A 20,906-nucleotide genomic window follows, 5' to 3' on the forward strand; every position below is an offset into this window, starting at 1 on the left:
ATGGCTGCCGAGCACACGAACACCGACACCGAGACGGCGCAGACCCGCAAGCTCCAGGAGCGGCTCTCCTCGCTTACTCCCGAGCAGCGCGCGGTACTCGAGCGCTCCATGCGGGAGCGCGGCGTCAAGGCGCCCGCCGCCGTGGACGCGGGGAAGAAGGCCGGAGCCGACCGGGCCGCCGCACCGCGCCGCACCCGGCGTCCGGGCAGCACCATGGATTTCAGCCTGTTCTTCTTCTCCGGCGACGGCACCGCCGCCGGGCCGGGGAAGTACGACCTGCTGATGGAGAGCGCCCGGTTCGCCGACGCCAACGGTTTCTCGGGGATCTGGGTGCCCGAGCGGCACTTCGTGGACTTCGGCGGGCTCTACCCCAATCCGTCGGTCCTGGCCGCGGCCATCGCCGTGCAGACCCGGCGGATCCAGATCAGGGCGGGGAGCTGCGTACTGCCACTGCACCACCCGGTACGGGTCGCCGAGGAGTGGGCGGTCGTCGACAACCTGTCCGGCGGGCGGGTCGCGATCGCCGCGGCCTCCGGCTGGCACCCCGACGACTTCCTCCTGGCCCCCGGCGACGGACAGCAGCGCTACGCGCAGCGCAAGGAGGTGATGTTCGAGGCGATCGGGACGATCCAGCGGCTGTGGGCCGGGGAGAGCGTCGAACTGCGGCGCGCCGACGGCTCGGCGCAGTCGGTACGCACCCTGCCGCGCCCGCTCCAGGCGGAGCTCCCGGTGTGGGTGGCTGCGCAGGGCAGTCCGGAGACGTTCATCAAGGCCGGTGAGGCCGGCGCGTACCTGTTGACGGGCCTTGTCGCCCAGCGGCCCGCCGACCTCAAGGACAAGATCGCCGCCTACCGTGAGGCGTTCGCGGGCGCCGGGCACGACCCGGCCCGCGCCAAGGTCACCGCGATGGTGCACACCTTCCTGGACTCCGACGACGAGAGCGCCCGGGAGATCGTGCGGGAGCCGCTGACCGGCTACCTCAAGACGTTCCTCGCCCAGCAGGACAGCTTCGGCAGCGAGTACTCCAAGCTCTCCGAGGCCGAGCGCGACGTGATGCTGAACGCCACCTTCGACCGGTACTTCGACACGCTCGCGCTGCTCGGGACGCCCGACAAGTGCGAGTCCCTGATCGAGGACCTGGTCGACATCGGTGTGGACGAGGTGGCCTGCCTGGTCGACTTCGGCCTCGCACCCGGCCAGGTCCTCAAGGGCCTGGAACATCTCACCGAACTCAGCGGCCGGTACCGGGCCGCCGATGCCGATGCCGATGCCGTCGCCGTCGCCGCCGCCGCCGAAGGAGAGCACCTGTGACCGAACTGGCCGCACGGCTGGCCGGCCTCACTCCCGCCCAGCGCGCTCTCCTGGACAGGAAGATGCGGGAACGCACCCAGGCGCCCGCGACAGCCGGCCCCATCCAGCGGCGCGAGGGCGGCGACCGGGTGCCGCTCACCGTGGACCAGGAGCGCATCTGGCTCATCCATCAGTTCGACGGCGAAGACCCGCTCTACAACGTGTACTTCGCCTCGAAGCTCCACGGTGAACTGGACCGCGACGCGCTCCAGCGCGCCACCGACGCCTTCGTGCGGCGCCACGAGGCGCTGCGCACCACCTTCGAGCAGGACGGCCACGCCCCCGTGCAGGTCATCCACCCGGCCATGGAGGTGCCGGTCCGCCACGTCGACCTGCGCTCCGTACCGGACGGGGAGCGCGAGGCCGAGGTGACGCGCCTCGCCACCGAGGAGATGCGCGCACCCTTCGACCTCGTACGGGGACCGCTGCTGCGCATCACGGTGCTGCGGGTCGCCGACGGTGAGCACGTGCTCGTCGGCAGCGTCGACCACCTGGTCTGGGACCGCGGCTCCATGGGCATCTTCAACTCCGAGTTCGCCGAGTTCTACACGGCGTTCGCGACCGGCCGTGACCCCGTGCTCCCCACTGTCGAGGTGCACTACGCGGACTACGCGGAGTGGCAGCCGCAGTGGCTGGCCGAGGAAGTCCGGCACAAGCACCTGCCCTACTGGAGGAAGCGGCTCGAAGGCGCCGACATGGTCCTGGAGCTGCCCACCGACCGGCCGCGCCCGCCGCTGATGACCTCCAACGGAGCCCGCCACCAGTTCCCGCTCACCCCGGAGCTGACCCGGGCGATCCGCGGCCTAGCCAAGCGCGAGGACGTCACCGTCAACATCGTGCTGCTTGCCGCCTGGCAGACGCTCCTCCACCGGCTCAGCGGCCAGGAGGACATCGTCGTCGGCACGACCTCCTCCACCCGCGGCAGGCCCGAGACCGAGCCGATGATCGGCTACTTCCTCACCATGCTGCCGCTGCGCACCACGGTCTCGCCCGCGATGACCGTCCGCGAGCTGCTCCGGGCGACCCGCTCCACCATGCTGGGCGCCTTCGACCACCACGACATACCGTTCGGCACCCTCCTGGACGAGCTCGACATCGTCCGCGACCCGAGCCGCACCCCCATCTACCAGGCATCCTTCATCCTGGTCGACTTCGTGCACGAGGACCCGCCGCCGATGGCCGGGCTGCGCGTCGAGGAGCTGATGCTCGACAACGCCACGGCCAAGGACGACGTGATGCTCGGGTTCCTCGACGACCCGATGCTCGCCGCCGACCACTTCCACGGCATGTTCGAGTACAACACCGATCTGTTCGACGAGAGCACGATGGTCCGGATGGCCCGCCAGGTCGTGCGCGTCCTGGAGCAGATGACCGAGGACGCCGGCCGTACGGTGCGCGAGCTCTCGCTGGTCGACGCCGACGAGGCGCACACCCTGCTCGTCGAGTGGAACAGCACCGAGGCCGAGCGTGAGCCCGGCCTCTGCCTGGACGACCTGGTGCGCCGTCAGGCCGCTGCCACCCCCGACGAGGTCGCCGTGTCCTGCGGCGACGAGCGGCTGACGTACGCCCAGCTCCTGGACGCCTCCGGCAGGGTGGCCTCGCACCTGCAGGCCCGTGGCGTCGTCCCCGAGACCGTCGTCGGCGTCTGCCTGGACCGCTCGGTGGACCTCCTCGTCGCTCTGCTCGGCGTGCTGATGTCGGGCGGCGCCTATCTGCCGCTCGACGCCGCCTACCCGGCGCAGCGCCTCGCCGACATGACCGGCGACGCCGGCACCGGGTTCCTGCTCACCCGCAGCGGCCTGCTCGACGCCCTCGCCGAGTGCCCCGGTGAGCGGATCTGCCTGGACACCGACGCACGGGCGATCGCCGCCGCGCCCGCCACCCCGGCGAAGCCCGCCTCCGGCGAGGACCGGCTCGCGTACGTCATCTACACCTCGGGTTCCACCGGCCGCCCCAAGGGCGTCGACGTCACCCACCGCAACCTGGTCAACCTGCTCCTCGCGATGGCCCGCGAGACCGGACTCGCTCCGGGTGACACCCTCGCCGCCGTCACCCCCGTCACCTTCGACATCGCCGGACTCGAGCTGTACGCCCCCCTGGTCAGCGGGGCCCGGGTGCACGTCGTCACCAAGGAGCAGGCCGTCGACGGCCCCCGGCTCGCCGAACTGCTCAGCGAGACCGGAGCCACCGTCATGCAGGCCACCCCCGCCACCTGGCACCTCCTCGTGGAGGCCGGCTGGCGCAACGACGGCTCGCTGCGCGTCCTGGCCGGCGGCGAGGCACTGCCGCCTTCCCTGGCCGAGCGGCTGGTCAGCGAGCCCGGCCGTACGTGGAACGTGTACGGCCCCACCGAGACCACCATCTGGTCCACCTCCCAGCGCCTGGACAGCGGCACCGAGCAGATCTCCATCGGCCGGCCGCTGGACAACACCCAGGTGTACGTCCTGGACGAGGGGCTCGCCCCGGTCCCCGTCGGTATGCCGGGAGACCTGTACCTGGGCGGCACCGGTGTCGCCCGCGGCTACCGCGGCCGGCCGGGCCTGACCGCCGAGCGGTTCGTGCCCGACCCGTTCGGCGCCCGGCCGGGCGCCCGCCTCTACTTCACCGGCGACAAGGCGCGGCTGCGCGAGGACGGCACGCTCGTCTTCCTCGGCCGCGACGACGGCCAGGTCAAGCTGCGCGGATTCCGGATCGAGACGGGCGAGATCGAGACCCGGCTGGAGGAGCACCCGGCGGTGCGCCGGGCGGTCGTCCTGGTCCGGGAGGACCGCCCCGGCGACAGGCGGCTCACCGGGTACGTCGAGTCCGCCGACCGGTCGCTGACCGCCGAGGGCGTGCGCGAGCACCTGCGCCGCTCCCTGCCCGACTACATGGTCCCCGCCGCGATCGTCCGCCTGGAGACCTTCCCGCTCAACACCAGCGGCAAGATCGACCGCCGGGCGCTGCCGGCCCCCGCCGCCGACCGCGAAGCGGCGAGCTACGTGCCGCCGCGCGACGCCGTCGAGCTGGAGGTCGCGCACATCTGGGAGGAGGTCCTCGGAGTCTCCCCGATCGGGCTGCACGACCGGTTCTTCGACCTGGGCGGCCACTCCCTGCTGGTGCTGCGCCTGATGGCGGAGATCGAGAAGCGGTTCGGGCAGCAGCTCCCGATGGCGGCGATCTTCCGGGGAGCCACCGTCGAGCGGTTCGCCCGGATGCTCCGCGAGGGATACCAGGACGAGACCGGGGTGCACCTGGTCGAGCTCGGCTCCGGCGAAGGCGCCGGCTCCCCGGTGTTCTTCGCCCACCCGGCCGGCAGCGAGGTCGTCTGCTATCTGCCGTTCGCCGCGCTCGTCGAACCGGCCGGGCGCCCGCTGTACGCGCTGGCCTCGCCGCCGCCGGTGGACGGCGAGCTGCCGTTCACCGGTTTCGGTGACCGCGCCGCCCGGTACGCCGAACTGATCCGCGCCACCCAGCCCGAGGGCCCCTACACCGTCGTCGGCTGGTGTTACGGCGGCGCCAACGCCTTCGCCGTGGCGGGGGAGCTGGAGAAGGACGGCGCCGAGGTGTCGGTGGTCATGATGGACGCGCACGCGCCCGCCGTCGTGCCGGCCGGATCCGAGCCGGACCCCGCCGAGATCGTCGAGGCCATCGCCGCCAACCTCCAGTGGGACTACGGCGACCGCCTCAAGCCGCTCGCCGAACTCCGGGCCATGGGCGCCGACGAGCACCTCGACTACCTGCTCGGCATCGCCCGCGACTCCGGCTACCTGCCGCCGGACGCCGGCCGTGAGCAGATCCGCTCCATCCACGAACTCTGGGTCGCCAACCTGCGCCTCGTGTGGAACTTCCGGCCCAGCCCCGTCAAGGGCGAGGTCACGCTGATCCGCGCCCGTGAGGAGGAGTGGGACCTGGCCGCCTCCTGGAACGAGCTGACCGGGCAGCATGTCGAGGTCCGTACGGTCGACGGCAACCACTACACGATGATGCGCCACCCCCACATCGAGGGCGTCGCCGCCGTGCTCAACGACATATTGACCGGCGCTGCCGGGAAGGGCGAAGGCGACGATGCTTGAGCTGATGAGGGACCGGACATACCTCCGGTACTGGCTGGCGGTGGTCGCCTCCTTCCTCGGTGACGCCATCACGAAGATCACCCTGATCTACGTGGTGGCCACCGAGACCGAGGACCCGGTCCTGTACGTGTCCCTGGTCGTCATCGCGCAGTTGCTGCCCTTCGGCGTGCTCGGTGCGTTCGTCGGACCGCTGGCCGACCGGTTGCCTGCCCGGCTGCTCATGGTCGGCTCGGACGTGGTCCGCGTCGTCCTGGTGCTCGCGATGATCGCCGTACGGGACTCGCCCCCGCTGCTGCTCGTACTCATCCTGTTCAGCGGCGTGGCCAAGGCCTTCTTCGAGACGGCCCGCATCACCGCGATACCGCTGATCGTGCGCGGGCACAGCATCCCGACGGCCGTAGCCCTCTTCCAGTCCACCAATCACACCCTCAACCTGGTGGGTCCCGCGCTCGGGGGATTCCTCATCGCGTTCGGCAGTGTCACCACGGTCTTCGTCATCGACGCCGCGACGTTCGTGGTCTCGGCGCTGCTGCTGGCCAGCATGGCGGTGCTGCGGGAGGTACCCGTGCGCGGTGCCGACAGCGGCCGTGAGGGGTACTGGAAGGCGCTGCGTACCGGGATCTCCGGTGTGCTCGCCGTGCCGTCGCTGCGGTTCCTGGCGATCGTCATGGTCCCGGTGATGCTGGTACTCGGCCTGTTCACCACCAACCTCAACTCCCAGCTCCTCAACGTCTTCGAACTGCCCGCCTTCGAGTACGGAGTGACGCAGGCCGGGTTCGGCGCGGGGTGCGTGATCGGCGCACTCACCGGTCCGCCGCTGGTGCGCCGGTACTCCGACCGGGGACTGCTCATCGGCTCGATCGTGCTGTTCGGCGTGTCCCTGCTGCTGCTCGCGCCCACCGGCACCGTGTGGGACGCCACCGAGCGGGGCGGCCTCGGTCTGACCGTCGTCCTGCTCTGGTGCGTCCTCGCCGGACTCGGCTCGGGGCTCTTCCAGGTGCCGGTCGCCAACACGCTGCTGGGTGACCTGCCCGAGGAGCTGCGTGGACGCGGCGTCGGCCTGCTCAACGCCCTGATGGTCAACTTCACCGTCCTCGGCGTGGTCGCCGGCGGCCTCCTCGCCGGACTCGTCGGCATCGCCGCCTCCATCGTGGGCTCCGGTGCGGTGCTGCTGTTCGTCGCCCTGCTCTTCCTCGTCCGCAGACCGCGCGCCGGTGCCGGCGAGAGGGCGGGCAGCCCCGGAACGGAGGCCGTCGCGTGAACACCCTTCCCCTGACCCCCGCCCAGCGCAGACTGTGGGCCCTCGGCCAGCTGCGCCCCGGCGACCCGTTCTTCAGCATCCCCTTCGCCGTCACGGTCGACGGCCCGCTCGACGGCGACGCCCTGCGGCGTGCCCTGGACACCCTGGTCCTGAGGCACGACGCGCTGCGGGTGCGGCTCGTGCGGGACGCCGACGGCGCGCCCGTCCAGCGGATCGGGGAGCCCGCTCCGGTCCGCCTCGACCACGTCGAGGCCACCGAGGAGGAGGCGGCGGAGCTCGCGGACACCTTCGCCCGCACCCCCTTCGACCTCGACGGCGGGCCGCTGCTGCGTGTCCTGCTGCTGCGCATCGGCGAGACGCGGCACCGGCTCCTCGTCGGCGTCCACCACATCGTCTTCGACGGTGCGTCGCTGGAGCTGTTCACCACCGAACTCGCCGCCCTCTACGACGCGTTCGCGCGGGGCCTGCCCGATCCGCTGCCCTGGCCGGCCGTCGGTTACGGGGAGTTCCTCGCCGAGCGCACCGCGCGGGACGAGGAGGCCGGGCCCGAGCGGCTCGCCTACTGGACACGGCGCCTGGCCGACGCCCCCGGCCTCCTGGAACTCCCGCTCGCCGGGCCGCGCCGTGCCGGTGCCGGGCACGCGGGCGGCCGGGTCACCATCCGCGTACCCGCGACGGTGGTGGAGCCCCTGCGCCGGCTGGCCCGCACCAGGCGCGCCAGCCTGTTCATGGTGTTCAAGGCGGCCGTCGACGTGGTCCTCAGCCAGTACGGCTCCACCGACGTGCTGACCGGCATGGCCGTCTCCGGGCGTGACACCACCGGCAGCGCCGGCGTCATCGGCTACCTCACCCGGCCCGTCGTGCTGCGCGGCGAGCTGGCCGGCGACCCGGAGTTCGGCGAGCTGACCGGCCGGGTGCGCGGCGACCTCCTGGACGCCCTCGACCACCCCGACCTCCCCGTCGACGAGGTCATGAACCGGCTCGGGATCGCCCGGGACCCCAGCTACCACCCGCTCTACCAGGTCATGTACACGCACTCGCCCGCCGCGCCCGTCCACGATGCGGCCGGCGCCCGGTTCGCCGCCGCCGAGCTGCGGCTCCCCACCATGAAGACCGACCTGGCGATCGACACCGTCGAGACCGCCGACGGTCTGCTCGCCCTCGCCGACTACCGCACCGACCTCTTCGACGAGGCCACCGTCGAGCTGCTGCTCGCCCGGCTGCGCGCCGTCCTGGAACGGGCCGGCGCCGATCCTGCGGCCCGGGTCTCCGCTCTGCTGCGCTCCGAGCCCCCGGCGCCCCCGGCGGCGTACGAGGACGAGAGCTGTCTGCACCAGCTGGTCGCCGAGCAGATCGCCCGCACCCCCGACTCGGTCGCTGTGGCCGCCGGGGCCCGCACCTGGACCTACCGCGACCTCGACCGGGTGGCCGGCCGGATCGCGGCGCGCCTGCGGGCGCTCGGGGTGGGCCCCGAGACCCCCGTCGGGGTGTGCGTTCCCAAGTCCTTCTCGCTCGCCGCCGCCCAGCTGGGCGTGGTCAGGGCGGGCGGGACGTGCGTGCCGCTCGACCCGGAGCTGCCCGCGTTCCTGCTTCGGCTCGCCCTGGACGACGCGGGGGCGGCGACGGTCATCGCGGACGTCTTCTCCAGTGCGCTGTTCGACCGCACCAGGGTCGACGTACTGGACCCGGAGGACGAGAGCGGGCCCGGCAGGACGCCGGACGCCGTACGCGTCACGGCGCGCAACGCCGCCTGGGTGCTGCGGACGTCGGGCGTGACCGGCGAACCGCGCGCGGTCGTCGCCGAGCACCGCAACCTGGTGTCCCGGCTGCGGTGGGCCCACCGCGAACTGCCCGCGACCACCTTCGACGCGGTCCTCCAGCTGGGGGCGCCGGGCTCGCCGGCCGCCTTCCTGGAGCTGTTCGGACCGCTGACCAGGGGCGGCCGTGCGATCGTCCCGGCCGGCGGTGACGAGGCCACCGTGCTGGCAGCCCCCGCCGAGCTCGCGGAGCTGCTCACGAGCGGCGCGCCGGTCGCCGTACTGACCACCGGCGAGCCCCTGTTCCCGCAGACCCTCGATGCCGCGCGGGCCGCCGGGGCCGGGCCCGTGCACCAGCTGTACTCCTGCGCCGAGACGGCGGGCCCCGCGCTCGCGGGTCCGGCCGACGCGCCCCACGGCGAGGACTACGGCCCGCTGCCCCTCGGGCTGCCGGCCGGCGCCACCGCGTACGTCCTGGACGCGCGCGGCGAGCTCGCGGTGCCCGGCGCGGCCGGCGAGTTGTACATCGGTGGCCCGGCCGTCACCCGGGGCTACCTGGACCGGGCGGGCCGCACCGCCGAGCGGTTCCTGCCCGACCCGTTCGGCGGCGAGCCCGGCGCACGCCTGTTCGCCACCGGTGACCTGGCTCGCCGGCTCCCCGACGGACGGCTCGTGTTCGCCGGCCGGGCTGCCGACCGCACGCTGGTGCGCGGCGTCCGCGTGGCCGGCATCGACACCGAGGCCGCGCTGCTCGCACACCCCGGCGTCGCACGGGCGCAGGTCCTCACCGACCCGGCGGACGGCGCCCTCGCGGCAGTCGTGGCGGCCGTGCCAGGCGAGGAGCTGACCGCCGACGCCCTCCACACCCACCTCCGGGGCCTGCTGCCCGGCTACCTGCTGCCCACCCGGCTGCACGTGGCCGGCCGGCTTCCGCTGCTGCCCGGCGGGCGTCCCGACCGGGAGCGGATCGCCGGGCTGCTCGCGGAGGCGGCCGCCGCACAGGCCGGGCGGCCGGCCGACGAGGCCGGCGGCGGGCCGGTGAGCGACACCGAGCGGATCGTCGCCGCGGCCTGGGAGCAGACGCTCGGCCGGAGCGTCGGAGCAGCGGAGAACTTCTTCGACGCGGGCGGCAACTCGCTGCTCCTGATCCGCCTGCGCGACCGGCTGCGCGCCGCTCTGGGCCGCGAGGTCGACGTGGTGGACCTGTTCCGCCACTCCACCGTCAAGGCCATGGCCGCCTTCCTGGGCGGCGCGCCCGCCACGGACGCCCCGCCGTCCGCCGGGGAGCGCGGCGAGAACCGGGCCCAGGCCCGCGCGGAGGCCATGCGCGCGCGGGGCCGGGCCCGCCGGACCAGCACACCGAGACCGAGGAAGAGATGAACGACCGCCAACAGCGCACGCTCTACCAGTGGTTCGAGGAATCGGCACTGCGCCACCCCGGCCTGCCCGCTCTGGAGATCGGCGACGAGGTACTGACCTACGGCGAGCTACGCTCGCTCGCGCTCACCCTCGCCGACCGCATCGCGCGCAAGCACGGCTCACCGCCCGCCCGGGTGGCACTCGCCGCCACCCGCTCGGTCGCCGCGTACGCCGGCTACCTGGCGATCCAGCGGCTCGGCGCGAGCATCGTCCCGCTCAACCCCGGTCACCCCGCGCAGCGCAACCTCGACATCGCCCAGAGGGCGGGCGTGGCAGTGGCGTTGGTGGACCCCCGGTCGGCAGGGATCTTCGCTCTGCTGCCCGAGCGTCACAGGCCGACCGTCGTCGAGCTCGACGAGGAGGAGCGGGCCGACGGCCACCTCACCGACGTACTGGAGGAGTCGCTGCCGCCGGTCCCCGACGACCCGGACGGCGAGGCGTACCTGCTGTTCACATCGGGCTCCACCGGCCAGCCCAAGGGCGTGCCGATCCGGCACCGCAACGCCTCGTCCTACCTCACTCACACCATCGAGCGGTACGAGGTCGCGCCGGGCGCCCGGCTCACCCAGACCTTCGGTCTGACGTTCGACGCGCACCTCTTCGACCTGTTCGGGGTCTGGGGTGGCGGTGCCACTCTGGTGGCGCCGCTGGCCGCCGAGCTGTACGACCCGGTCGAGTTCATCGTGAACCGGAGGCTCACCCACTGGTTCTCGGTGCCCTCGGTGGTGCGCGAGGCGCAGCGCCTGGGCAACCTGCCGCTGGGCCGCGCGGTCACCCTCAGGCACAGCATGTTCGGCGCGGAGCCGCTCACCGCGCAACACGCCGAGCTGTGGCGTGCGGTCGCCCCGAACTCACAGATCCACAACGTGTACGGGCCCACCGAGCTGACCGTGTGCGTCACCAACCACGGCCTGTCCGGGCCGAGTTCGAGCTGGCCGGAGTTCACCCACGGCACGGTCCCGATCGGTGTGGCCTTCCCGCGCATGGAGTTGGTGCTGCTGGACGCCGACGGCCTGGCCGCCGACGAGGGCGAGCTGTGCGTGCGCGGCCCGCAGCGCTTCGACGGCTACCTCGACCCGCGCGAGAACACCGGGCGGTTCGTGTCCTACGAGGCTGACGGCGGCCCCGCCGTCAGCTACGACGGCAGCGGCGCGATGACGGACCGGCACTGGTACCGCACCGGTGACCAGGTCCGCCGGGAGAACGGGCTCTACGTGCACCTGGGCCGCCTCGACCAGCAGGTCAAGGTGCGTGGCGTCCGCATGGAGCTCGGGGAGGCCGAGGCGGCCGTGCGCCGCCACCCGCACGTCATCGACGCCGCGGTGCTCGCTCTGCCGGGCCCGGACGGCGAGACCGGTCTCGTCGCCGCGTACGCGGGCCGCGAGGTGGACCCGGAGCGGTTCGACGCCTGGCTGCGCGAGCTGCTGCCGCTGCACATGGTGCCCGCCACGCTCACCCACCTGCCGGGCGGGCTGCCGCTCAACGACAACGGAAAGACGGACCGCAAGGCACTGGCGCGGATCCTCGACACCACGGAGGGGTCATGACCGACGCACTGCCGGAGCTGCAACCGCTGGAGCTGCCGACCGACCGGCCGCGCCCCTCGGTGCGCACGGGCGCCCTGGGCCGGCTCACCCGCACCGTCCCGGCCGACACCGTGCAGGCGCTGCGCAAGGCGGCCGCCGAGTACGGCACCCCGCTGAACGCCGTGCTGCTCGCCGCCTACCAGGTGCTGCTCAGCCGGTGGACCCGGAAGCAGGACCTCGCCGTGGGCGTGCCCGGCACGGGTGGTGAACTCTCCGTCGTACGCGCCGATCTGACCGGAGACCCCGCTTTCGCCGAGTTCGTGACGCGGGCGGACGCCGCACTCAACCGCGGCCGGGCCACCACACTGTCACCGGCCCGCCTCGCCGCCGAGTCCGCGACGGACACCGGTGCCGGCCACCACCCCTTCGTCCAGGCGGTGTTCACGGACGGCGCGGCCTACGCGCCGGACGGTGTCTGCCCGCCCGACCTGGCCTTGGGCCACGAGGGTCTGGATGCCGGTCTCGTCCTGCGCGTCGACTACGCGTCCGAGCTGTTCGACGCCGCGAGCGCCGACCGGTTCGCCGACGCCTACCTCACCCTGCTCACCGTGATCGCCGGGGCCCCCGGCCTCCCGCTGAGCGGCCTCGACCCGCTCACCGCCGCCGAGCGTGAACTGCTGCTCACCGACTGGGGGCGGGGCCGCGCCGCGTTCCCCCTCGGGCACGACGTGGCCGGACAGGTCGCCGAACAGGCAGGGCGGACGCCCGAGGCCGTCGCGGTGGTCTTCGGCGCCGAGGAGATCACCTACCAGGAGCTCGACCACCGCGTCGACCGCCTCGCACACCACCTGCGAGGCCTCGGCGCCGGGCCCGACGTGCCCGTCGCGGTCTGCCTGGAGCGCGGCCCCGAACTGATCGTGGCGTTGCTCGCGGTGCTCAGGTCGGGTGCGGCGTATGTGCCCCTCGACCCCCAGCACCCGGCCGCCCGCCTGGAGTTCGTCCTGCGGGACACGGCCGCGCCGGTCGTCGTCACCCAGGAGTCGCTGCGCGGGCTGCTCTCCGCCGGCGACGCGCCCCGCCCGCGCACCCTCGTCGCGGTGGACACGGACCGCGCGGCGATCGCCGCCTCCGCCGTCGTGGAACCGGCTGCGGCCGCCGGGCCGGAGCACCTCGCCTACGTCCTCCACACCTCCGGCTCCACCGGCACCCCCAAGGGCGTCGCCGTCACCCGGGGCGGCCTCCACAACCTGCTGTGCGGGATGCGGGACACCTTCCCCGGGCCGGCCGGCGAGCGGGTCCTGTTCACCACATCGGCCACCTTCGACATCGCGGCGGTCGAGGTGTTCCTGCCGCTGATCACCGGTGGCCGGATCATCGGAGCGGACCAGGACCAGATCCACAACCCGCCCGCCCTCGTCGAGCTCGTGGACCGGCACGCCGTCACCCTCGTACAGGCGACGCCGTCCGCTCTGCGCCCGCTTCTCGACGCCCTCGGGGACCGGCCGCGTGCCCTGGAGATCCTTGCCGCGGGCGAGGCGCTGCCCGCCGGCCTCGCCGCACGGATGCTGCGCGTCTGCACCCGTCTCCTCAACGGCTACGGCCCCACGGAGACCACCGTCTACGCCTCCGTCGCCGAGATCACCGACACCACCGGCGCGATCCCCATCGGCCGCCCCACCGCCGGCACGGAGCTGTACGTCGTCGACGACGCGGACCGCCCGGTCCCCGTCGGCGTACCCGGCGAGCTGCTCGTCGGCGGCGCCGGTGTGGCCCGCGGCTATCTCGGCCGCGACGACCTGACCGCCGAACGCTTCACCGCGAACCCGTTCGCCGCCGGGCGGCTGTACCGCACCGGCGACCTGGTGCGCTGGCTGCCGGGCGGCGAACTGGAGTTCCTCGGCCGTCTCGACGACCAGGTCAAGGTGCGTGGCTTCCGCATCGAACTCGGCGAGATCGAGGCGGCGTTGCTCGCTCACGCGGACATCGGCTCCTGCGCCGTCACCGTACGCGAGGACATACCCGGCGAGAGGACACTGGTGGCTTACGCCGTCCCGGTCACCGGCCGCCCGGCGCCCGGTGTCGGTGCGCTGCGCGACTGGTGCGGACGCACCCTGCCCAGCTACATGGTGCCCGGCACGTATGTCTGCCTGGACCGGCTGCCGCTGACCACCAGCGGCAAGACCGACCGAAACGCCCTGCCCGCCCCGGACGGCGGACGCGGCGGCCTGGAAGCCGAGTTCATCGCGCCGCGTACCTCCGCCGAGCGGGCGGTCGCCCGGGTGTGGGCCCAGACGCTGTACGCGGACGAGGTCGGCGCCCAGGACGACTTCTTCGACCTGGGCGGTGACTCGCTGACCGCGACCCGGGTGGCGCTCCGGCTCCAGGAGGACTTCGGCATGGAGATACCGGTGCGGACCCTGTTCACCTACCCGACCGTCGAGTCGCTCGCGGGGGCCCTGACCGTCGCCCGCCGCACCGGCGCGTTCCCGGCCGGAGGCTGACCGATGACCGAGACCCCCGGCACCCCTGTCCTGCTCGTCGTCTACGACGCCGGCAGCCTCGCACCCACCCGGCTCGCCGAGGCGGCCCGGCGGGCGGGCTGCGACCTGGTGTTCGTGGCCGCGGACACCGAGCACGCCCAGGAGATGATCCCGGCCCTGGAGATGGTCGGCACCGTGGTGAACACCGCGGGCCGCACCGAGGCGGAGACCGAGGCGGCGCTGCGGTCGCTCGCCCCGGCAGGCATCATCACCTTCAGCGAGTTCCAGATCACCCCCACCGTCCGGCTCGCCGAGTCCCTCGGCCTGCGCTACCACCGCTCCGCCGACGTCGACGCCATCACCCACAAGGACCTCCAGCGCAGACGGTTCGCCGAGGCGGGCGTCGACAGCGTGCGCTTCCGTACTCTGACCGGTCCGGCGCAGGCGGACGAGGCGATCGCCCACGTCGGACTCCCCGCCATCATCAAGCCGGTGAAGGGGGCGTCCAGCCGCAACACCCAGGCCGTCACCACCCCCGAGGAGTGCAGGACGGCCCTCGCCGAGGTCTTCACGGGGGACGGGGGCGGGCCCGCCGAGACGGCCGTGATGCTGGAGGAGCTCCTGGCCGGGAGGCCGACCCCGGCACCCTGGGGCGACTACATCGCGGTGGACTGCGTCGCCGACGGCGACGACGTGCGGCCGGTCTTCGTCACCAGCAAGTTCGCCCTCGCCGAGCCGTTCCGCGAGCGGGGCGGCTACGGCGGATTCTCCGTCGTACCGGAGGCGGAGGAGAGAGAGGTCCGCGACCTGGCCTGCCGCGCGGTGCGCGCCCTGAACATCCACGGCGTCGCCGACGTCGAGATCAAACTGACCGCCGAAGGCCCCCGGGTCATCGAGGTCAACGGCCGGCTCGGCGCCTGGGTCGACGACCTCGCGGTCCGCTCCGGCACCTCCGACCCGGCATACGTGGCGGTCGCCGCCGCACTCGGCCTCCCGTACGAGACCCCCGAGGTCAAGCAGGGCGGGCCGATCGCCTTCCACTACCTGACCGTGCCACCCGCCGGCGCCCGCCGGGTGCGCGCGATCCGAGGGGTCTCCGCGCTGCGCCGCCTCGCCCACGTGGACCGGGTCGTCGTGCTCGCCGAGCCGGGCGCGGACGCGGACTGGCGGATCGGCGCACGCGGGAACACGGCGGCCGTCATCGGCTCCGCCGCGAGCCACGAGGAACTCGCCATGACCGTCGCCGCCATCGAGAGCGTGGACTGGATCGACTATGAGTGAGTTCCCCGTGCAGGGCGCCCCGTTCGTCGTCTTCGACCTGGACGGCGTCCTGGTCGACACGCAGGACGCCGAGAACGGCGGGATCGCCCACGTCGGTGAGCTGATGGGGCTGCGCCTGGACAAGGAGCAGCGGGACGAGCTGTTCTCCGGCAAGAAGATGCAGGAGTGCATCGACCTGATGGCGGACCTGGCGCGAACCGCCCCGCCGCAGGACGCCATGGCGATGGCCCGTGCCAGGTGCGAGGAGCTGATCGGCGACCGCATCGAGCCCATCGACGGCGTCGCGTACGCCGTCGAACAGCTCGCCGCCGCCTGGGGCGACCGCATGTGCGTGGCTTCCAACAGCCCGCTCGCCATCATGGAGAGCCGCCTGGACAAGGCGGGGATCCTGCACCACTTCGACGGCCGGCTCTTCTCGGCGTACGACGTCGACGCCTGGAAGCCCGACCCACGGTTGTTCCGCCACGCCGCCGACCGGTGCGGCGTCACACCCGACGAGTGTGTCGTGGTCGAGGACAGCCCGGTCGGTGTGGACGCCGCCGTGGCCGCCGGGATGCGGGTCCTGCAGTACACCGCCGACCCGGCGACCCCGCCCCACAGGGAGGGTGCCGTCACCTTCCCGTCCATGCGCTCGCTGCCCCGACTGGTCCGTGACGCCCGTCCGACGGCGCCCGCACCCGCACCCTTCGCCGCTGCCGCACATCTCGGAGGTGTCTCATGAGCAACGCCCGCAAGATCATGGTCCTGGGTGCCGGTGACATCGGCCGCCGGGTCTTCCACGAGCTGGCCCACAGCCCCGGCGCCCGCCATGTCCAGCTCGTCGGCCGGGACGAGGAGACCGTACTCAAGGCCGCCAACCTGACCCGCTTCTGCAGCGTCCAGCGCGGACACACCACCGACGTCAGCCACGCGGGGACCGACATCACGGACGTGGCGCGCACCGCCGAGCGGATAGCCGCCTTCGCCCCCGACTTCATCTTCCTGGCCGTCAGCTACCAGTCCTGGTGGGTCATCTCCACACTCCGGCAGGACGCCTTCCAGCGGGTGTACGCCGCCAACTACGGCCCGTGGCTGCCCATGCACCTCGTCCCGGTGATGAAGGCCATGGAGGCCGTCCGCCTCTCCGGCACCCAGGCGCTGGTCGTCAACGCCGCCTACCCCGACGCGGTGCACCCCGCGCTCGCGGCGGCCGGCCTCTCCCCTGACATCGGCATCGGCAACGTCGCCAACAACGTACCGGGCATCACCACCGCCGCAGCCGACGAGCTGGGCTGCTCCACCGCCGACGTGGAAGTGCGCCTGGTCGCCCACCACTACGTCTCGCACCGCCTCTCCCGCACCGGCAACAGCGGCCCCGCCGGCATGGGCCTCGGTATCCGCCTCGGCGGCCGCGACGTCACCGCCGGCCTGGATGTGGCGGCCCTCCTGGACCGCCTCCCCGGCCGGTACCGCCGCACCGGCGGCCTGCCGGGCCAGACGATGACCGCGTCCTCGGCGCTCAGCGTCCTCGAGCCGCTGGTCGACCGGCGCGACGCGGTGGTCCACGCGCCCGGCGTGGACGGAATGATCGGTGGATACCCGGTGGCGATCGAGGACGGCAAGTTCCGCGTGCTGCTTCCCGACGGCATGACGGCGGACGAGGCGCGCGCCATCAACGCATCCGGCCAGCTTCACGACGGCATCAGCGAGATCCGCGCGGACGGCACTGTCGTCTTCGAGCCCTCAGCCATGGCGATCATGAAGGAGGAGCTCGGTTACGACTGCCCCGACATGAAGCTGTCGGAGGCCGAGGGGCGCGCCCAGGAGATCGCCGAGCGCTTCGGCGCGTACCGGGACCGCACCGGGCGGTGACCGGACACCAACTGCACGGAGGAGCCGGAATGAGGCTGTTGCTGCTGGGCGGAACGGACTTCGCGGGGCGGGAGGCCGCCACGGCCGGGGTCGCCCGGGGCTGGGACGTGACCGTCTTCCACCGGGGCGAGCACCCGGCCCCGCCCGGCGTACACGTCCTGCACGGTGACCGGACCCGGGAGGACGGCCTGGACGCCCTCGCGACGGGCGAGTGGGACGCGGTCGTCGACACATGGCAGGGCGCCCCGGCCAGGGTGCGCGATACGGCCCGGCTGCTGGCCGGGCGCACCGGACGCTACGCCTTCGCCTCCAGCCGTTCGGTGTACGCCTGGCCGGCCCCGGCGGGACTGGACGAGTCCGGACCGCTGGCCGAGGGCGACCCGGACGCGGAGAGCACCGACTTCGCGTCCGACAAGCGGGGCGCGGAGCTGGCGGTGCTGCGCGAATTCGGGGCGGCCCGCACCCTCCTGGTCCGCCCGGGACTGATCCTGGGCCCGCGTGAGAACGCGGGCCGCCTCCCGTGGTGGCTGTCCCGCATCGCCAGGGGCGGCGAGATCCCGGCCCCCGGCCCCCGGGACACCCCCCTCCAGTACATCGACGTGCGCGACCTGGCCACGTGGCTCCTGGACGCCCTGGAGGCGGAGCTGTCCGGCCCGTACAACCTGGTCTCGCGACCGGGCCACACCACCATCGGCGAAGTCCTGGACACCTGTGTACGTGTCACGGGCGCCGACGCCGAGCTCCGCTGGAAGTCACCCGGCGCGATCGCCGCCGCAGGTCTCTCCCCCTGGACCGACCTCCCCGTCTGGGCACCGCCCGGCACGGACTTCCACGCCGCGATCCACGCCGGGGACGTCTCCCGGGCCCACGCCACGGGCCTCCACTGCCGTCCGGCCGCCGAAACGGTCCACGACACCTGGCTCTGGCAGCGGACGGTCCCGGACGGGGAGGTGAAGCTCGCGGACGGCCTGAGCGAGGAGGCGGAGGCACTGCTCTTGAAGGGGTGACGGGACGCGGGACCGCCCGACTCGGGTAACGAAGAAGCCCCTGACCCGCTTTTCGCAGGTCAGGGGCTTCCCTGAAAGGGTGAGTAACGGGACTTGAACCCGCGACATCCTGGACCACAACCAGGTGCTCTGCCAGCTGAGCTATACCCACCATGTCGCCCGGTCGCTTTCCTGACCGGCCGAGAAAAAGTGTACAGGGTCCGAGCGGGTGCTCGCGCCCCGGTTCTCCAGGGCGGGTGCACGGGCCCCGGAGGGCCCGTGACCTGCGCATGAGGCCGTTACTCTCCGGAGGACGGCGTGAGGCGCGCCGCGATCTCCTTGGCGCGGGCCGAGTCGGGGCCCGGCTGCGGGACGAAGACCGCTTCCCGGTAGTAACGCATCTCCGTGATGGAGTCGCGGATGTCGGCCAGGGCCCGGTGGTTGCCGTTCTTGTCCGGACTGTTGAAGTACGCCCTCGGGTACCAGCGGCGCGCCAGCTCCTTGACCGAGGACACATCGACGATCCGGTAGTGGAGGTAGCCCTCCAGCGACGGCATGTCACGCGCCAGGAAGCCTCGGTCGGTGCCGACCGTGTTTCCGCACAGCGGGGCCTTGCCCGGCTCCTTCACATGCTCGCGGATGTACGCCAGGACCAGCTCCTCCGCGTCGGCCAGGGTCGTGCCCCCGGCCAGCTCTTCGAGGAGGCCCGAGGCGGTGTGCATCTGCCGCACCACCTCGGGCATGGTCTCCAGGGCCGCGTCCGGGGGGCGGATCACGATGTCCACCCCTTCACCGAGCACGTTCAGTTCCGAGTCGGTGACCAGTGCGGCCACCTCGATGAGTGCGTCGTCCGTCAGCGAGAGCCCGGTCATCTCGCAGTCGATCCACACCATGCGGTCGTTCATGGGCCCCACCCTACGGGGCGCTGCGCTGCCCCGGCAGTGCCGGGCGACCGGGAACGTAAGCCTCCGGAGCCGCTCCGACGCGATCCGCGGGGCCGCCGGGAGCGGCCGCCGCTGTGACCGGCGAAGGGCCTGCCGAGGCCGCCGCGGCGGCCCTCCGGCTCCCCGCCGCCGTGCCCTGGGCGGGTACGGACGTCTCCAGCACCGCGGTGACGCTCTCCAGCGCCCCGCCCTGCGGACGGCGGGCCCGGTAGGCGGCCCGGTACGCGGCGGGGGAGGAGCCCAGCTGGCGGCGGAAGTGCCCGCGCAGGGCGACCGGCGAGCGGAAGCCGCAGCGGCCCGCCACCTCGTCCACGGAGTAGTCGGAGGTTTCGAGCAGCCGCTGCGCCTGCAGCACGCGCTGGGTGATCAGCCACTGGAGCGGTGCGCTGCCCGTGAGCGAGCGGAACCTGCGGTCGAAGGTCCGCCGGCTCATGTAGGCGCGCGCGGCCAGCGTCTCCACGTCGAACTGCTCGTGGAGATGCTCCAGCGCCCAGGCCACGACCTCGGCGAGCGGGTCGGAGCCGATCTCCTCGGGTAAAGACCTGTCGAGGTAGCGCTCCTGGCCGCCACTGCGCCGCGGCGGTACGACGAGCCGGCGCGCCAGCGCACCGGCCGCCTCGGTGCCGTGGTCGGTACGGACTATGTGGAGACACAGATCGATTCCGGCCGCCGTTCCGGCCGAGGTGAGCACGTCGCCGTCGTCGACGAACAGCTCACGCGGATCGACGTGCACCGACGGATAGCGCTTGGCCAGCGTCGGTGCGTACATCCAGTGCGTGGTGGCCGGGCGGCCGTCCAGCAGGCCGGCCGCGGCGAGGACGAACGCCCCCGTGCAGAGTCCGACGATGCGGGCGCCCTCCTCGTGGGCGCGGCGCAGCGCGTCCAGTGCCTCTGCGGGAGGCGGTGAGGTGATGGACCGCCAGGCGGGCACCACGACGGTGCCGGCCCTGCTGATCGCCTCCAGGCCGTACGGCGCGCTGAGTTCGAGCCCGCCGGTGGTGCGCAGCGGCCCTTCCTCGCCCCCGCAGACCAGCAGGCGGTAGCGCGGAACGCCCGCGTCCTGCCGGTCGATTCCGAAAACTGAGAGCGGGATGGAGCTCTCGAAGATCGGGCCGCCACTGAACAGCAGTACGGCTACGACTTCCCGGCGTCGCCGCCCGCTCAGTTTCCGTGCGGCCTCCGTTGCGGTGGCGGAGTCCTGGCTCATGACGCTAAGCCCCCCTCGGTGTTCGCGTCTCCCTGGTCCCTACGGGCCTGTCGCTCCTGCACGTTTCCCCTCGGTCTCGCACGAGTCCCCCGTCCTCGACACTCATGATCGAATCTACTGCGTCCCGTGGTGCCGACGTGACACGTTCCCCCACCGGCACTATGTCGACAAGGCAACTTGGCGCGAAGCATTCGATGTCGAAGGGTTTCACCCGCGAGCCCCTCAGGGAAGTGCGCATCGTGATCATGGCCGGTCCCCATAGGGTCAAAGCGTACCGCGCGGTCTATTCCTGCCTGGTGGCACGCGGGTTGGACGGCCGTGGGACCAAGGGAACCGAGGGGTGGTGAAGTTGGCTGAAAAACGATGGTTGCGTGCGCGTATTTCAGTCATGCGACCGGCGTGCGCCCCCTGTGCACGGGAGCTTCCACGCGCCTCTGGGGCCTCTCGTGACCATCCGGGCTCCGAAGTTGAACGTTGTGCAATTGCATGATGGCGTGGTGTGACGCCCCGGTCCAGAGGGGTGGGTGGCACATTCGGCCGTCTCGCCGGAGTCACCGAGAGTGTCCGCCGGACACCGTGGCCGGAACCTGTGGAAGCCCGCGCGAGCTGGATGTACGACGCAACCGGCATTGCCATAGGGGGCGATCTCCGGCATGCTCCCTCCATCGCCCGCCTGCGATGTGCGAAGGCTGGGCAGTGGAGGAATGGCGCCGTACCCTTGGGGTAAGGGGTTGGGAAGATGTTTCCCGGACACAGCTTCACTGCTCGCAGGTACACCTCCACACCGCT

At 72.7% G+C, this 20,906-nt stretch carries 12 protein-coding genes and 1 tRNA gene; 10 read left to right on the forward strand and 3 right to left on the reverse strand.

Features of this window, described 5'->3' with window-relative positions; genetic code table 11:
- From OG623_RS22810 to OG623_RS22855, 10 genes are read left to right on the forward strand one after another with little or no spacing between them, the layout of a single operon-like run.
- On the forward strand, window positions 1–1,311 hold the full coding sequence (locus OG623_RS22810) for a MupA/Atu3671 family FMN-dependent luciferase-like monooxygenase (protein ID WP_406148847.1): 1,311 nt from the start codon (window positions 1–3) through the stop codon (window positions 1,309–1,311).
- Entirely contained in the window at window positions 1,308–5,405 is a 4,098-nt protein-coding gene (locus OG623_RS22815) for a non-ribosomal peptide synthetase (protein ID WP_406148849.1), read from the forward strand. The genes OG623_RS22810 and OG623_RS22815 overlap by 4 nt, the downstream gene beginning before the upstream one ends.
- A gap of 4 nt (window positions 5,406–5,409) precedes the next feature.
- Entirely contained in the window at window positions 5,410–6,666 is a 1,257-nt protein-coding gene (locus tag OG623_RS22820) for an MFS transporter (RefSeq protein ID WP_406148850.1), read from the forward strand.
- A complete protein-coding gene (locus OG623_RS22825) occupies window positions 6,663–9,803 on the forward strand; it encodes a non-ribosomal peptide synthetase (RefSeq protein WP_406148851.1) in 3,141 nt (1,046 codons plus the stop codon). Before OG623_RS22820 ends, OG623_RS22825 begins: the two co-directional genes overlap by 4 nt.
- Window positions 9,800–11,389: an AMP-binding protein gene (locus OG623_RS22830; protein WP_406148852.1), complete on the forward strand. Its 1,590-nt coding sequence runs from the start codon at window positions 9,800–9,802 to the stop codon at window positions 11,387–11,389. The genes OG623_RS22825 and OG623_RS22830 overlap by 4 nt, the downstream gene beginning before the upstream one ends.
- Complete coding sequence (locus OG623_RS22835) at window positions 11,386–13,869, forward strand: non-ribosomal peptide synthetase (RefSeq protein WP_406148854.1); 2,484 nt, start codon at window positions 11,386–11,388, stop codon at window positions 13,867–13,869. The genes OG623_RS22830 and OG623_RS22835 overlap by 4 nt, the downstream gene beginning before the upstream one ends.
- A 3-nt stretch (window positions 13,870–13,872) precedes the next feature.
- The gene (locus OG623_RS22840) at window positions 13,873–15,129 is read left to right on the forward strand and encodes an acetyl-CoA carboxylase biotin carboxylase subunit family protein (protein ID WP_406148855.1); all 1,257 of its coding nucleotides are present in this window, start codon (window positions 13,873–13,875) and stop codon (window positions 15,127–15,129) included.
- Window positions 15,122–15,850, forward strand: coding sequence for an HAD family hydrolase (locus tag OG623_RS22845; protein WP_406148856.1), 729 nt, complete (start codon window positions 15,122–15,124; stop codon window positions 15,848–15,850). Before OG623_RS22840 ends, OG623_RS22845 begins: the two co-directional genes overlap by 8 nt.
- The gene (locus tag OG623_RS22850; RefSeq protein ID WP_406148857.1) at window positions 15,847–16,980 is read left to right on the forward strand and encodes a hypothetical protein; all 1,134 of its coding nucleotides are present in this window, start codon (window positions 15,847–15,849) and stop codon (window positions 16,978–16,980) included. Before OG623_RS22845 ends, OG623_RS22850 begins: the two co-directional genes overlap by 4 nt.
- 29 nt (window positions 16,981–17,009) lie before the next feature.
- Window positions 17,010–17,987, forward strand: coding sequence for an NAD-dependent epimerase/dehydratase family protein (locus OG623_RS22855; RefSeq protein ID WP_406148858.1), 978 nt, complete (start codon window positions 17,010–17,012; stop codon window positions 17,985–17,987).
- A gap of 78 nt (window positions 17,988–18,065) precedes the next feature.
- On the opposite strand, the gene OG623_RS22860 is transcribed toward OG623_RS22855, so the two are convergent.
- The 3 genes from OG623_RS22860 to OG623_RS22870 form a co-directional block, all read right to left on the reverse strand.
- Window positions 18,066–18,138: transfer RNA gene (locus tag OG623_RS22860), tRNA-His, on the reverse strand.
- Between the two features lie 127 nt (window positions 18,139–18,265).
- Window positions 18,266–18,871, reverse strand: a complete 606-nt coding sequence (gene orn, locus OG623_RS22865; protein ID WP_406148859.1) for an oligoribonuclease — start codon at window positions 18,869–18,871, stop codon at window positions 18,266–18,268.
- Between the two features lie 10 nt (window positions 18,872–18,881).
- Entirely contained in the window at window positions 18,882–20,117 is a 1,236-nt protein-coding gene (locus OG623_RS22870) for a helix-turn-helix domain-containing protein (RefSeq protein ID WP_406148860.1), read from the reverse strand.
- Between the last annotated feature and the right edge of the window lie 789 nt (window positions 20,118–20,906).

Source organism: Streptomyces sp. NBC_01012 (assembly GCF_045162755.1).
Lineage (GTDB): Bacteria > Actinomycetota > Actinomycetes > Streptomycetales > Streptomycetaceae > Streptomyces.

What these genes read in the sequence shown, in the direction of transcription:
- OG623_RS22810 (WP_406148847.1), top strand. Translation starts at nt 1, where the DNA reads ATGGCTGCCGAGCACACGAACACCGACACCGAGACGGCGCAGACCCGC.
- OG623_RS22820 (WP_406148850.1), top strand. Translation starts at nt 5,410, where the DNA reads ATGAGGGACCGGACATACCTCCGGTACTGGCTGGCGGTGGTCGCCTCC.
- OG623_RS22830 (WP_406148852.1), top strand. Translation starts at nt 9,800, where the DNA reads ATGAACGACCGCCAACAGCGCACGCTCTACCAGTGGTTCGAGGAATCG.
- OG623_RS22835 (WP_406148854.1), top strand. Translation starts at nt 11,386, where the DNA reads ATGACCGACGCACTGCCGGAGCTGCAACCGCTGGAGCTGCCGACCGAC.
- OG623_RS22840 (WP_406148855.1), top strand. Translation starts at nt 13,873, where the DNA reads ATGACCGAGACCCCCGGCACCCCTGTCCTGCTCGTCGTCTACGACGCC.
- OG623_RS22845 (WP_406148856.1), top strand. Translation starts at nt 15,122, where the DNA reads ATGAGTGAGTTCCCCGTGCAGGGCGCCCCGTTCGTCGTCTTCGACCTG.
- OG623_RS22850 (WP_406148857.1), top strand. Translation starts at nt 15,847, where the DNA reads ATGAGCAACGCCCGCAAGATCATGGTCCTGGGTGCCGGTGACATCGGC.
- OG623_RS22855 (WP_406148858.1), top strand. Translation starts at nt 17,010, where the DNA reads ATGAGGCTGTTGCTGCTGGGCGGAACGGACTTCGCGGGGCGGGAGGCC.
- orn (WP_406148859.1), bottom strand. Translation starts at nt 18,871, where the DNA reads ATGAACGACCGCATGGTGTGGATCGACTGCGAGATGACCGGGCTCTCG.
- OG623_RS22870 (WP_406148860.1), bottom strand. Translation starts at nt 20,117, where the DNA reads ATGAGCCAGGACTCCGCCACCGCAACGGAGGCCGCACGGAAACTGAGC.